Origin of the sequence: Streptomyces sp. ISL-10, assembly GCF_018614575.1 — a bacterium.
Lineage (GTDB): Bacteria > Actinomycetota > Actinomycetes > Streptomycetales > Streptomycetaceae > Streptomyces.
In genome coordinates this window covers 346,388-360,036 of record NZ_JAGGOJ010000010.1, presented here as the reverse complement: position 1 = coordinate 360,036, position 13,649 = coordinate 346,388, and the positions used below count along the sequence as shown (strand labels likewise).

General features: G+C 71.1%; 10 protein-coding genes. 5 read left to right on the top strand and 5 right to left on the bottom strand.

The window, feature by feature from the left end; translation table 11 throughout:
* Window positions 1–96 precede the first annotated feature (96 nt).
* Together J7E88_RS12035 and J7E88_RS12030 are read right to left on the bottom strand one after the other, a co-directional pair.
* Entirely contained in the window at window positions 97–2,073 is a 1,977-nt protein-coding gene (locus J7E88_RS12035) for a peptidoglycan recognition family protein (RefSeq protein WP_215179949.1), read from the bottom strand.
* A gap of 401 nt (window positions 2,074–2,474) precedes the next feature.
* On the bottom strand, window positions 2,475–3,596 hold the full coding sequence (locus J7E88_RS12030) for an aminoglycoside phosphotransferase family protein (RefSeq protein WP_215179948.1): 1,122 nt from the start codon (window positions 3,594–3,596) through the stop codon (window positions 2,475–2,477).
* A gap of 239 nt (window positions 3,597–3,835) precedes the next feature.
* Here J7E88_RS12030 and J7E88_RS12025 point away from each other — a divergent pair, with 239 nt between their 5' ends.
* On the top strand, window positions 3,836–5,329 hold the full coding sequence (locus tag J7E88_RS12025) for a hypothetical protein (RefSeq protein ID WP_215179945.1): 1,494 nt from the start codon (window positions 3,836–3,838) through the stop codon (window positions 5,327–5,329).
* 189 nt (window positions 5,330–5,518) lie between these two features.
* Here J7E88_RS12025 and J7E88_RS12020 read toward each other — a convergent pair whose 3' ends face one another.
* The 3 genes from J7E88_RS12020 to J7E88_RS12010 form a co-directional block, all read right to left on the bottom strand.
* Window positions 5,519–6,961, bottom strand: a complete 1,443-nt coding sequence (locus tag J7E88_RS12020) for a PP2C family protein-serine/threonine phosphatase (RefSeq protein ID WP_215179943.1) — start codon at window positions 6,959–6,961, stop codon at window positions 5,519–5,521.
* A gap of 350 nt (window positions 6,962–7,311) precedes the next feature.
* Window positions 7,312–7,641, bottom strand: a complete 330-nt coding sequence (locus tag J7E88_RS12015) for a hypothetical protein (RefSeq protein ID WP_215179942.1) — start codon at window positions 7,639–7,641, stop codon at window positions 7,312–7,314.
* Between the two features lie 71 nt (window positions 7,642–7,712).
* Complete coding sequence (locus J7E88_RS12010) at window positions 7,713–8,195, bottom strand: hypothetical protein (protein WP_215179940.1); 483 nt, start codon at window positions 8,193–8,195, stop codon at window positions 7,713–7,715.
* Between the two features lie 276 nt (window positions 8,196–8,471).
* Here J7E88_RS12010 and ligA point away from each other — a divergent pair, with 276 nt between their 5' ends.
* From ligA to J7E88_RS11990, 4 genes are all read left to right on the top strand, one after another.
* Window positions 8,472–10,676 carry an NAD-dependent DNA ligase LigA gene (ligA, locus tag J7E88_RS12005; protein ID WP_215179938.1) on the top strand — a complete coding sequence of 735 codons (2,205 nt, stop codon included), beginning with the start codon at window positions 8,472–8,474 and terminating at the stop codon, window positions 10,674–10,676.
* Window positions 10,677–11,078: 402 nt separating this feature from the next.
* The gene (locus J7E88_RS12000; protein WP_215179936.1) at window positions 11,079–11,804 is read left to right on the top strand and encodes a siderophore-interacting protein; all 726 of its coding nucleotides are present in this window, start codon (window positions 11,079–11,081) and stop codon (window positions 11,802–11,804) included.
* 53 nt (window positions 11,805–11,857) lie between these two features.
* The gene (locus J7E88_RS11995) at window positions 11,858–12,352 is read left to right on the top strand and encodes a GNAT family N-acetyltransferase (protein ID WP_215179934.1); all 495 of its coding nucleotides are present in this window, start codon (window positions 11,858–11,860) and stop codon (window positions 12,350–12,352) included.
* A gap of 190 nt (window positions 12,353–12,542) precedes the next feature.
* Window positions 12,543–13,622, top strand: coding sequence for a class I SAM-dependent methyltransferase (locus J7E88_RS11990; RefSeq protein ID WP_215179932.1), 1,080 nt, complete (start codon window positions 12,543–12,545; stop codon window positions 13,620–13,622).
* The last annotated feature ends 27 nt before the right edge of the window (window positions 13,623–13,649 follow it).

Below are 13,649 nucleotides of genomic sequence, written 5' to 3'. Positions count from 1 at the left end.
GAGCGGGGTGCCACCGGACCCCACGACCGATGGCACCCCGCCGTTCCGCTGCCGCGTTTCCTGGTGCCGCCCCGGCAAGTTCTGCCTGTCGCGGCGTCAGCGGCTCGTCACCGCCACGTCGGATGCCTTCACGAACGCCACACGGTGCCCGAACTGGATCTCGTAGTAGATCTCCTCGCCCCGCACCACCCGGTGACCGGCCGTGTCGAACGTCGTCGCGTACAGGTACTCGCCCGGCAGCCGGTCACCCACCACGTACTTCTGGCCTGCCGGCAGCTTGTACGGCAGCGGCGAGACGGGCTGCACGGGCACGCCCGCCGGATAGGCCGACGCCTCCGGATACGCCCGCCCGTACACCGGCACCTCGGCAAGCCCGTCCCTCGGGGTCAGCACCCGCGCCCGCGCCGCCACCGCCGTCGGCTCCGTACGCGGATTGTGGAACCACGCCTTCTGCCCCAGGTACCAGATGGCCGTCCAGTCGCCCGCCCGCCCGGCCACCGCGTACCGCTGGCCCGTCGAGGCCCGCGCACCGGTGTCGTTCACCCCGGTCGTCGAGTCCTGCCCGCCCGGACGCAGTCCGATGTCCTTGACCAGCGGCGCGCTCTCGTTCGGCCCCGTGTGCAGCCGGACTGCGCCCGAGCCGTGCGGCGTACAGGCATCGCCCGCCTTCACACAATCGGTGTAGAGCGGCCGGTGCGCGTCGTAGTCCGGCCGGATGGTGACCACCGCGCCGTCCGGACCCGCCTCGGGAACGAACGGCCTGCCCAGCAGCGTGAAATAGTGCTGCCAGTCCCAGTACGGCCCCGGGTCGGTGTGCATGCCCCGGATCGTGGCCGTGGTCGTCCCGGGCACATTGTCATGGCCGAGGATGTGCTGACGGTCCAGCGGAATGTCGAACCGGTGCGCGAGATAGCGCACCAGCCGCGCCGACGAGCGGTACATCGCCTCCGTGTACCAGGCGTCCGGCGACACCAGGAAACCTTCGTGCTCCAGGCCCACCGACTTGGCGTTCACGAACCAGTTCCCGGCGTGCCAGGCCACGTCCTTGAGCGGCACATGCTGCGCGATGTGCCCGTCCGACGAGCGCAGCGAGTACTGCCACGACACATACTCAGGATCCTGCACCAGCCGCAGGGTGGTGTCCCAGGTGGCCTCGGTGTCATGGACGACGATGTACTCCACCGACTGCGAGTCCGGCCGCCCCGCCTTGTCGTGATTGCCGTAGTCGCCCGCGCCGAACTCCTCGTACGGCGCTGGGATCCACTCGCACGCCACCGACCGCGGACACTCCGTCCGTGCCGCGTCGGCGGTGCGCAGACCGAGGTCCGCCACCTGGGACCGGTCCGGCGCCACACCGGGGTCGGACGCCAGCACCATCCGCTGGCCGCTGTCCGTGGTCCGGGCGTGGCCCGTGCGGATCACATCGAACACGTCGTCGGCGTACGTCCTCGCCGTCGCCACGTCGTCCGCACCCGAGAACCGGGCCACCGCGCCGTACCACTGCGCCGGGTCGTCGCTCGGCGGACGGCCCAGCGACTTCTGCGCGTCGGCGAGCAGCGCGGCACCGCCGCGTACATTCGCCGCCGCGTCGTCCCGCAGCCGCTTTGGGCCGATGCCCGACACCTGCGCCGCCCGCTCCAGGGTGCGCAGCCGAGGCGGCAGCGACGCCGGCTCCGGCAGCGCGGCCTCGGCCGGCGTGCGCGCCGTCCGCGCGTCGTCGCCCCGAGCGTCTTCCGCACCGTGCGAATGGTGCGGAGCCTCGGCCAGCGCCGTCCGCGCGTCGGTGAGATGCATGGGACCGTAGCCCCCGGTGACGCTGGCGGCCCCGCCGTGCGCGTCCCAGCGGGACTGCAAGTACGACACGCCGAGCAGCACGCTCTCCGGCACCCCGAACTCATCGGCGGCCTCGGCGAAGTCCCGCTGCAGAGCCGAGGCCGAAGGGCGCCCGTCCGCGTTCGCCGAGGAGCCCGCGGAGAGCAGGGGCAGCAGCAGAGCGGCAGCGGCCACCGCCGAGCCCGCGGTCCAGGCATGTCGGCGAGCGCTTCTGGAGCGCGCGAGGGCGAATCCTTGCAAGGCAGCCTCCCAGGACGGATGGTGCGCGGCCGGACCGTTAAGGGGTATCGGGTCACGAACGATCCGTCAATCACGCTTTCGAGCAAGGAATTTGCACGTCAGTACGCGTGTCGGAGACTTTTCGGAACGACGGCTCGCGGGCCTGCGGCGCGTCACTGGCATGGACCAATGGCCGGTCCTGCTCAGCCCTTCCGGTCCATCCGGATCGCGATCGGACACGCGTTGTCGTCGTGGACCGTGCGACGTAATCCTGCGCGAGCCGGTCCACGACCTGCTGAGGCGAGCGGTCCGCGCACGCGGTCAGCGAACCGGTCAGCGCGGCGATCCCGACGGCCCACGACAGCGCGCTGCGCCCCCGGTGTGTCGGCACCGGGCGCGCAGCGCGCTTCCCCCTCGTCCGGTCAGCGCGTGCCGACCGCCGCGCGCACCGCCCTGCGGGCCAGTGCGCAGTCGTCGTGCAGCCGCCGCAGCAGCAGCCGCTGCTCCTCACCGGCCGCGAGGCCCGACGCCGGTGCCTGCCCGCCGACGACGGGAGGCGCCTCCCGCATCGTGCGCTGCACGGCCGTCTCGTACGTACGGATCTCGCGTGTCAGCACCAGCATCAGATTCACCAGGAACGCGTCCCGTGCCGCCGTCCCGTGCTGCTGGGCCAGCTGGCTGATGCGGCGGCGTGCCTCGGGGGCGTCCCCGAGCACCGCCCACAGCGTCGCCAGGTCGTACCCGGGCAGATACCAGCCCGCGTGCTCCCAGTCCACGAGGACGGGACCGGTGGGGGACAGGAGGATGTTCGACAGCAGCGCGTCACCGTGGCAGAACTGGCCCATGCCCTGTCGTCCGCCCGCCTGGGCGAGCCCGTGCAGCAGCTTCTGCAGGTCCCCCAGGTCCCGGTCGGTGAACAGGCCCAGTTCGTGATAGCGCGAGATCCGCGAGCCGTAGTCGAGCGGCGCGTCGAACATCCCGGCGGGCGGACGCCAGGAGTTGAGCCGGGCGACGGCACCGAGCGCCGCGCGCACGTCCGCCCTCGGCGGCGCCTCGACCGGATGCCGGGCAAGTGCCGCGGGGCGACCCGGCATCCGCTCGATCACCAGCGTGCAGTTCTCCGGGTCGGCGGCGATGAGCCGGGGCACGCGGACCGGCGGCCGGTGCCGCACGAACGCACGGTAGGAAGCTATTTCGTGCCGGAGCGACTCGGCCCAGGCGGGAGAGTGGTCCAGTAAGCACTTGGCGACCGCGGTGGTACGCCCCGTCGTTCCGATGATCAGCACGGAACGTCCGCTGCGGCGCAGCACCTGCACCGGATTGAACTCCGGGCAGATCCGGTGCACCGACGCGACAGCCTTGCGCAGCTGTGCGCCCTGGGGGCCGGACAAGTCGATTCTCCCGCTGAGGGGTTGGCCGACCACACCGGCCGGCCTGCGTGCCCGGCCGGTGAGAGCGGGGTCGAGATACGGTCCGGAGCCGGCCGGAACAGCCGAACGCTGCGGCCGGGACGGGGCGGACACGGAGGACGATGCTGTGTACATGGGAGATACAGATCCCTTCGTGCGCCGACAGGTTGCGTGCACTGCCCCGCCCCGGACGTACCGCAGGCAACACCCTGGGGAATGTGCCTCCGGCAGCCGGAGCGAGGTGGCGCGTTCCTACCTGACACCGGGCCGCGGGTGGCACACCATCTGGCGCACCCTGGCGAACCCTGGCGAATAGTCGCCAGCCCTATGACACGGGGCTACTGTCAACTCAGCCGAGAACCTGGGGGCTTGACGTGAGCGGAGAACCCAACACGCGTCTGAACGACCTGTTCGGCCTGGCCGGCTGGTCCAAGGGCGAACTCGCGAGACTCGTGAACCGGCAGGCGGCGGCCATGGGCCACCCCCAACTGGCGACCGACACCTCGCGCGTACGGCGCTGGATCGACATGGGCGAGTCCCCGCGCGATCCCGTGCCGAAGGTGCTGGCGGCCCTGTTCACCGAGCGACTCGGTCGTGTCGTGACCATCGAGGACCTCGGCTTCGCACGGAGCGGGCGAGCGGGGAAGCGGCGGGACGTCCAGGGAGTCGACAACCCTGACGGTCTGCCGTGGGCGCCCGACCGTACGGCTGCGGTCCTCACCGAATTCACGGGAATGGACCTCATGCTCAACCGACGCGGCCTGGTGGGCGCCGGCGCGGCACTCGCCGCGGGCTCAGCACTCAGCAGCGCCATGCACGACTGGCTCAAGACCGACCCCGGCACATCCCATGACCACGCCCTCGCCGCCGATCCGCTGCACGCCGACCCCGCTGGGTACGACCGCTACGAGGCCGCCCCCATCGGCTCGCAGGAGATCGATGCACTGGAGCGATCCGTCGAAGTGTTCCGCGCCTGGGACGCCGCCCGCGGCGGCGGACTGCAGCGCAAGGCGGTCGTGGGCCAACTGAACGAGGTGGGCGGCATGCTCGCCTACCGCCACCCCGACCACCTCCAGCGTCGCCTGTGGGGCGTCGCCGCCAATCTCGCCGTCCTCGCGGGCTGGATGTCCCACGACATCGGCCTGGAGCCCACCGCACAGAAGTACTTCGTCATCGCCGCGCACGCGGCGCGCGAGGGCGGCGACCGTCCCCGGGCCGGCGAAGCGTTGTCGAGAGCCGCCCGCCAGATGGTGCATCTGGGCCGGCCCGACGACGCCCTGGACCTGATGAAACTCGCCAAGACGGGATCGGGGGAGCAGACCCTGCCCCGTACCAGGGCGATGCTGCACACCATCGAAGCCTGGGCACAGGCGTCCATGGGCCGCGGGCAGGCCATGCGCCGCACGCTCGGCGAGGCCGAGGAGCTGTTCGTCTCCGACAAGAGCGATGTGCCGCCGCCCAGTTGGATGCAGATGTTCGACGAGGCGGACATGCACGGCATGCAGGCGCTCGCCTACCGCACGCTGGCCGAACACGATCCATCGGCGGCGAGCATCGCCCAGCGGCACGCCAAGCAGGCACTGCAGCTGCGCGAGGGCGGCCGTCAGCGCTCCAAGATCTTCGACTACATCTCGCTGGCATCGGCGTGCTTCATCGCCGACGATCCCGAACAGGCCGACCGCTACGCCAGGCTGGCACTGGTGTCGATGGGGGAGACCTCCTCGCACCGGACGTGGGACCGGCTGCGGGAGATGTACCGCCTCACCGGGCAGTACGCGGGCTACGCGAAGATCGAGGACCTTCGCGAGGAGATCCAACTGGCGCTGCCCACCGATCCGTCGGCGAAGCGCAGAAACACCCGGGTCTGACGGGCGGGTGTGACGCGCTCGACCACCAGTCAAGAGGCGGCCGGCCGACGGTGACGACGCAACGCTCGACCACCGGTCAACGGGCAGCCTGGCCCCGCGGTCACGAGGCAGCACTCGACCACCGCTCAAGAGGCGGTCCCCCCCCGGCGAGGGGCACTCGCACCACTGTCCACGCGACTCACCTTCTGACTATGCGATCACCTTCGCGACCAGCACACAGGCGTCGCCCTCGCGGTCGCCCTCACCCAATTCCTCCACCACGCCCCTGAGGCACTCCTGTGCGTCACGAGCCTCGGTGATCCGTGCTGCCAGCGCCGTCAGCCGGTCCGCCGGAACCGCGGCGCTTGCTGCCGCCTCGCTCGTACGCGTCAGACCGTCGGTGTGCAGGACCAGCACATCACCGGGTCGCAGGGTCAGTTCGCCCTGCTCGTACGACGCGCCGCCGGTCGCTCCCAGCAGCGCCCCGTCGAGCGTGGACAGCGCTTGCCCCGTCCCGCCGCGGAACAACAGCGGGGCGGGGTGTCCCGCCTGCGCCCAGGTCAGGACGCGGGTCGCCGGGACGTATCGGCAGCACACCGCGGTGCTGAGGGCGGGCTGCGGGGAGCTGTCCAGTAGCTGGTTCAGATGGGCCATGAGCTGTCCCGGGCGGATACCCGCCACCGCCATGCCCCGCAGGGCGCCGAGCAGCATGGCCATCGACGATGTGGCTGCCATCCCGTGGCCCGTGAGATCCCCGACGCTCAACAGGGTCTCGCCGCCGGGCAGTTGCAAGGCGTCGTACCAGTCGGCGCCGATGAGTGCGCCGTGCGCCGAGGGACGACAGTGGGCGGCGATGTCCAGCGGCGTGGGGCTGCCGGGCGGGAAGCGGAGCGAACCGCACCAGGGCGGCAGCACGGCTTCCTGCATCTCGACGGCGAGCCGGCGCTCGGTCCGCTCGAAGTGCTGCCGCCGCTGGAGGGAGTCCCTGCTCTCGCGTACCGCCCGCTGGCTGCGCCGCAGTTCGCTGACATCGCGGAGGACGGCCCACATGGAGGCCGTCGATCCGTCGGAGTCGAGGACGGGCTCGCCCATCATGTGCACGGTGCGCACGCGGCCGTCGGGCCGGACGATGCGGAACTCGCCGTCGATGGGCCGTCCGTCGACCAGACAGTCCGTCACCATCGCGGTGAGCAGGGACTGGTCCTCGGCGAAGACGCAAGAGGGCAGCTCGTCGAGGGACATCGGGCCGGCCTCGGGGTCGCGGCCGAGGATCTGGTACAACTCGTCGGACCAGCTCACCTCGTCGGTCAGCAGGTTCCACTCCGTGCTGCCGACCCGGCTGAGCAGCGATCCTGTATCCGCGGCAGTGTCCGCCTCGTATGCCGCGAGCTCGCTCGCGAAGGCGTCCGCGGTCTCCGGTGGGAGTCCCTCCCGGAGTTGGTCCAAGTGCGCGCCCAGGTCGTCCAGGTGATGGACCGCCAGATCGTAGAGCGCCCGCTGCCATCGTCCCTGCGGGTCGTCGTCGGCGCCCACCGTGTCCTGGCGCACCGCGTCCACGTCTCCGCGCAGCCTGCGAGTGCGGGTGATGAGGGCGTCGACGGCGCCACGCTCGGGCGGTTGGGCGGGACGGTCCGCGAACACATGGGACGGCATGTCGTACTCCGATACAGGCGCGGCCACCGGGCCAGGACTGATACAGGGACCGGGTACGACTGTTGCACAGGCGGCGAAGGGCCGTAAGCCATTTGGCAACACTCGATCCGGTGGTGCCTCGGACATATGCCCCAGGCTCTCCGAGCCTTCGGCCCCCTGTTCGGGAGCCCAGGGTACGCGGCACCTGTGCAGGACCTCGGCGTCCGTGACTGCTGTGATGAGTGTGGCGAAAGCGGTCTTGCGAGGCGGTGGCATATGTCATCACCGGACGTCTGTCCGCGGACGGGAACACGAGTGCGCGGTCGGATCACGGATCACGTGGTCGGTGAGTCCCTTCGGCGCGGGCCGAATCAGAAGGCGGAGGCGAAGCCCTCCGACCGGTCGAGACGAAACGGGGAGCCGGGGCTCTCGGGCAGCCAACCGCCGGCACGAGCCGTGCGAATACTGTCGGCAACGTGCGAGGGCGGCAGGGGGGTGGCCATGCTGCCCAGCCAGTTGCTCGGATGCGGCTGATCGGTGGTGATCACCAACGTGGTGCCCGGACTGTCTGCGTGCTCCACCGCATAGGTGAGCGGAGACCGGACAAGACCCTGGTCGTAGGTCGGCCTCCCGCGAAGCCTCCAGCGGTAGGTGTTGCCATCGACGGTTATGCGTCGCGACCCCTTCTTGGGCAGTGCCATTTTCGGACACCCCTGCCTGCTCTGATGGTCCACAGCCTTCTGCGGGAGAGGCCGACTCAAGGACAACGTACTCAACCAATCGCCGCCGCGGCCCACCGAGCGAAGCCTGCCACGTTGTGCGGGCAGCGCCAGCGGGACTCTTCCTGCGGTTCCTGGCCCTTCCGGTCGAGGTCCTCCCACTCGTACTCCGAGTCCCCGGCCAGCAGCGACAACAGCATCTCGAAGGACTCCAGCTGTCCGTCGACGTCACTGTCGTCGCACGGATGAGTCTCGTGACCGCACGCCCGGTTCACGACGGCTGGATCCGAAGCCGCGGCCAGCAGCGCCTTCGCAGCCTCGTCTGCCACTTCCGGATCAGCCTCCATGGCATGGCCGTACATCAACACCAGCCCGAGCGTGAAGAACGCCGCGACATCCGGATCCCGGGGCACAGCAGCCCGCGCCACGCGGAGCTGCTCCACGCACTCCAGCAAGGTCGCGTCCGGCTCCCCCGGGAAGTAGCCCTGCCTGATCGACTCCCAGTCATGGACCAGATCTTCCGCATCCGCAATCATGATCAGGACGACGCCGGGCCTGGACCGCCGGTTCCCGTTGCGGCGAGCGCTACGCGCCCGTTCGTCCTCGGGGCGGGAGCACACTCGTCCGCATCGGCCTGGACCATCGGTGCCATGTCCGCTCCCGCACGGTCGGGCCAGCCGTGGGGCTCAGGCGCCCCACGGACGGGCCAACCGAGGGGCTCAATCGCCGAGTCGGGCACTCAGCCATCACATCCGCAGGGCCCCCGACGCCGTCCCGGGGCCGTTGTCAGTGGTGGGCGGCAGTATGGAGGCATGACGACATCACCTGCCGTTTCCGCTGCTCATGCCGCCGATGCCGCTCCCGTCGCGGCAGTCGACGGCGCTGCTCCCGCCGCGCTCCTCGCCGACGCCGCGGCGTACGCCGCAGCGGTCGAGACCGCCGCCAAGTCCGCTGCCGCGTACTACGCGACGGGCGAGAGCGCCCTCGACGACGACGCGTACGACCGCCTGGTGCGCGGCATCGCGGCCTGGGAGGCCGAGCACCCCGACGCGATCGCCGCCGATTCGCCGACCGGCAAGGTCGCGGGCGGAGCGGTCACCGGCGATGTGCCGCACACGGTCCCCATGCTGTCCCTGGACAACGTCTTCTCGGCCGAGCAGCTTCTCGCCTGGACGGCGTTGGTGGAGCGGCGGATCGGCAGGCCCGTCGAGGTGTGGAGCGTCGAGCCGAAGCTCGACGGGCTCGCCGTCGCGGCGCGGTACGAGCACGGCAGGCTCACCCGGCTCATCACCCGCGGGGACGGCAGTGCCGGTGAGGACGTCTCGCACGCGATCGGCACCGTCGTCGGTCTCCCGTACCGGCTCACCGAAGCCGTGACGCTGGAGATCCGCGGCGAAGTTCTCATGAGCGACGACCAGTTCGAGCGGGCCAACACGGTCCGCACCGAGCACGGCGCAGCGCCCTTCGCCAATCCGCGCAACGGCGCCGCGGGCACCCTGCGTGCCAAGGACCGTGAGTACACGGTGCAGATGACCTTCTTCGGTTACGGTGCACTGCCCATGCCCGGCACCGGCCCGGAGGAGGCGGACCGCCTGGCCGAGTGGCCGCACAGCCAGCTGATGGAATACGTGGGCGGGCTGGGCGTGCACACCGCCGCCGGCAGCGCCGTCGCTCCCCGCACCCTGAAGACGGCCGAGGAGATCCAGGCCCGTATCGAGGAGATCGCCGCGGCCCGTCCGGACCTGCCGTTCGGCATCGACGGCATCGTCATCAAGGCGGATCGCGCGGCCGACCAGGCCGCCGCCGGCTCCGGATCGCGGGCCCCTCGCTGGGCCATCGCCTACAAGCTGCCCGCGGTGGAGAAGGTGACCACTCTGCTCGGCGTCGAGTGGAACGTGGGGCGTACCGGCATCATCGCGCCCCGCGCCGTGCTCGAGCCCGTGGAGATCGACGGCTCCACCGTCACATACGCGACCCTGCACAATCCCGCCGACATCACCCGGCGTGATCTGCGCCTGGGCGACCGGGTGATGGTCTACAAGGCGGGAGACATCATTCCGCGTATCGAGGCCCCCGTCGCCCATCTGCGCACGGGCGACGAGACGGCCATCGAGTTCCCCGAGGTCTGTCCGCAGTGCGGATCGCAGATCGACACCTCCGAGCAGCGCTGGCGATGCGTGCGCGGTAGGAACTGCCGGGTCGTCGCCTCCGTCTCCTACGCCGCGGGGCGCGACCAGCTCGATATCGAGGGGCTCGGCACCACCCGCGTCGTCCAGCTCGTCGACGCAGGGCTCGTCACCGACTTCGCCGACCTCTTCTCCCTCACCCGCGACCAGTTGCTGGAGCTGGACCGCATGGGCGAGACCAGCACCGACAACCTGCTCTCGGCGATCGCGACGGCGAGGACCCGCCCCTTGTCGCGGGTGTTCTGCGCCCTCGGTGTGCGGGGTACGGGCCGGTCCATGTCCCGCCGTATCGCCCGCCACTTCGCGACGATGGAGCACATACGGGCCGCCGACGCCGAGGCCCTGCAGCAGGTGGACGGCATCGGCGTGGAGAAGGCGCGGACCGTGGTGGCCGAACTTGCCGAACTGGCCCCGCTCATCGACCGGCTCACTGCCGCGGGCCTCGCCATGACCGAGCCCGGGGCGACCCCGCCCGCCGCGCACGGTGAAGCGGACGCACAGAGCGGCGAGCACGACGAGGCGGTCGACGATGGCGCGGGACAGGGTGGCGCGGGAGAGCGCGGCGCGGGTCGGGCCGGGCCCCTGGACGGCATGACCGTCGTCGTCACCGGCGCCATGACCGGCCCCCTGGAGAAGCTGTCCCGCAATCAGATGAACGAGCTCGTCGAGCGCGCCGGCGGCACCTCGTCCTCCGGCGTCTCCAAGCGCACCTCGCTCCTGGTCGCCGGCGCCGGTGCGGGCTCCAAGCGGGGCAAGGCCGAGCAGTTGGGCACCCGGATAGCCACGCCCGAAGAGTTCGCGGCGATGGTCGCGGAATTCCTCGACGCGTGAGGGGACGCCGGTGGACCGCCACGGGGCGCGTTCCGTGGCGGTCCACCGGCGGGCGTCAGCCCTGGACTTCCACCGCCTCACGGGTGAGGAAGGCGAGCTGCGCCGGCCCGCAGCAGCGCGGGCAGCGCGGCGAACGATGTCCTCGCCGGCCCGTGCCGGCCAGCGCACACTGAACCCTTCGCCCTCGCCCTCGTCCACGTCGCCGTTTGCCCCAGGGGTCCCGCTGGATCGCTGTGCCGCACTGTTTCCCGACTCTTCAGGTTAGGGTGTCCTAACTTGAGGCAGGGCTGTTCGGGAAACGTCTCCTGCCGGTGTTCCGTGCCGGAGTCCGGTCGGGGCCGGTTGGCCGGAACCGGGGCTGGGGGCGTGAGGGCCGGAATCCGGCGGGGAGGGGAGAGCGCAGTGGGGCATGGCTGGGAGGGCGTCGTCCTCAAACTGATGCGGGGCAAGGACTTCACGTTCACCGTCACCGGCGCGGAAGAAGTCACCGACCATTTCCGGAGGATCGACTTCACCGACGGCGGCATGCTCGCGCAGACCGGTGTGCACCCCACGATGTGGGTGCGCGTCTGGTTCAGCGACGCGGGCAAGCCGCACCAGCGCGCCTACACCCTGGTCGACCCGGACCCGGCGGCGGGCACGTTCAGTCTCGAGTTCGCCCTCCACGACGGCTGTGCCAGCGACTGGGCGCGCACGGCGCGACCGGGCGACACCGTCGAGGCCACTCTCCAGGGCACGGGCTTCACGGCACCGGTGCCCGAACCCTCCCGCCTGTTCGTCGTCGGAGACCCCGCGTCGCTCCCGGCGATCAACTCCCTGCTCGGCGCGTTCCCCGCCGTGCCCGCGACCGTCTGGTTCGAGACCGGCCACGCGTCGGACGCGGACCTGCCGCTGCGCGTCGATCCCGACCGCCACGACGTGCGGCGCGTCCCGCGCCGCGACGGAGGCGCGCATCTCGTCGAGCAGGTCAGCCAGGCGCTGCCCGACCTGCTCGACGACCCGGCCGGCGCGTACGTCTGGATCGCCTGCGACACGGCGACGACCCGCACCCTCACCGCCTTCGTCCGCAAGGAACTGGCCCTGCCCAAGGACCGGGTCAGCGCCCTTGGTTACTGGCGCACCGCCTGATGGGCCCAGGTCGTGTCCGCGAACCCCGCCGCCACGTCTGTCATACTCGTAGCATGAAAGAGCCCCTTACGGTCACCTTGCCCGGCGGCGGTCGGCGCGGCAAGAGGGTGCGCATCGTCCGGGCCACGGCGCGTGACACCAGGCGGCTCACCCGCCTGGTGCGCAACTCCCGTGCCTACGAGGGGCATTACGCGGCGATGGTGGCCGGGTACCGCGTCGGCCCCGACTACGTCGAGACCCATGAGGTGTATCTCGCGACCGGTGACGACGACCGGCTGCTCGGCTTCTACGCCCTCGTCCTGTCCCCGCCCGAGCTCGATCTGATGTTTGTCGCCGACGATGCCCAGGGGCTCGGCATCGGGCGCTGCCTCATTGCCCATATGAAGGACCGTGCCCGTGAGGCCGGCGTCGAGGCCGTCCGTGTGGTGTCCCATCCGCCCGCCGAGGGCTTCTACCTGAGCGTGGGCGCCCACAGGACGGGCACGGTGAAGGCCGAGCCGCCCGCGGTCCTGTGGGACCGGCCGGAGCTGCTGATCCCGGTGCGCTGAACGGCGGGCGCCGCCGTCGTTCCCGTACGGGACCATTCGGGGAGCCCGCGAGGGCCACGGCGCGGGGGCGGACAGGGGCGGGGCGCCGTTCCCGCTTCGTAAGGTCAGGCATCGCCGTTCGGGCGTAACGTGACAAAGGTGGACCGGCCCTCGTCGGTGCGCGGCGTGGGCCCCGGGGAAGGGAGCGGTCATGCCGAGCACCGAGACACAGCCCGCCACGGATCCGGCGAAGCAGGAGGCGTTCGCCGGTGAGGTGGTCGATGTCCTGAACAAGGGCGCCCTCGCGCTCCTGACCAGCGTCGGTCACCAGACGGGCCTCTTCGACACCCTGGCCGGGCTGGCCCCCTCGACCAGCGACGAGATCGCCAAGGCGGCGGGGCTCGACGAGCGCTATGTGCGCGAATGGCTCGGCGGCATGGTCGTCGGAGGCTTCGTCGAGTACGACCCCGGGGGCCGGACCTACCGGCTGCCGCCCGAGCACGCGGCCTCGCTGACCCGCGCGGCGGGAACGGACAACCTCGCGGGGCTCATGCCGTACATCGCCCTCATGGGCGAGGTCGAGCAGCAGGTCGTGCGATCCTTCCGCGAGGGCGGCGGCGTCCCGTACTCGGCCTATCCGCGCTTCCAGGCGCTGCAGGCCGAGGAGACCGCCCGCGTCTACGACCAGGCCCTCGTCGACGTCATCATCCCGCTCGTGCCCGGGCTCACCGACCGGCTGCGCTCCGGCATCGACGCCCTCGACGTGGGAACCGGGGAGGGGCACGCGCCCGTCGTGCTGGCCCAGGCGTATCCCGTGAGCAGGTTCTCCGGCATCGACCGGTCCGAGGCCGGCATCGCGGCAGGCCGCGCGGAGGCCGCCGGGCTGGGCCTGGACAACGTGGAGTTCATCCTCGGCGACTCGACGGAGATCTCCGGCCGGTACGACCTGATCACCGCCTTCGACGTGATCCACGATCTGGCGCAGCCCGCCCGCACCCTGGCGGTGATCGCGAAGTCGCTGCGGGAGGGCGGCACCTTCCTCATGGGCGACATCGCCGCCTCCAGCAGGCTGGAGAAGAACATCGGCCATCCCTTCGGACCCGCGCTCTTCGGCTTCTCCGTCTTCTACTGCATGACGACCTCCCTCAGCACCGGTGGCGCGGGCCTGGGCACCGTCTGGGGTCAGGAGACCGCCGAGCGCATGCTGTCGGAGGCGGGCTTCCGGTCGGTGGACGTCCGCTCCGTCGAGGGCGACCCGCTGAACGTCTACTACATCGCCACGACGAGCTGAACGGGCCGGGGCCTGGCGCGCAACGGC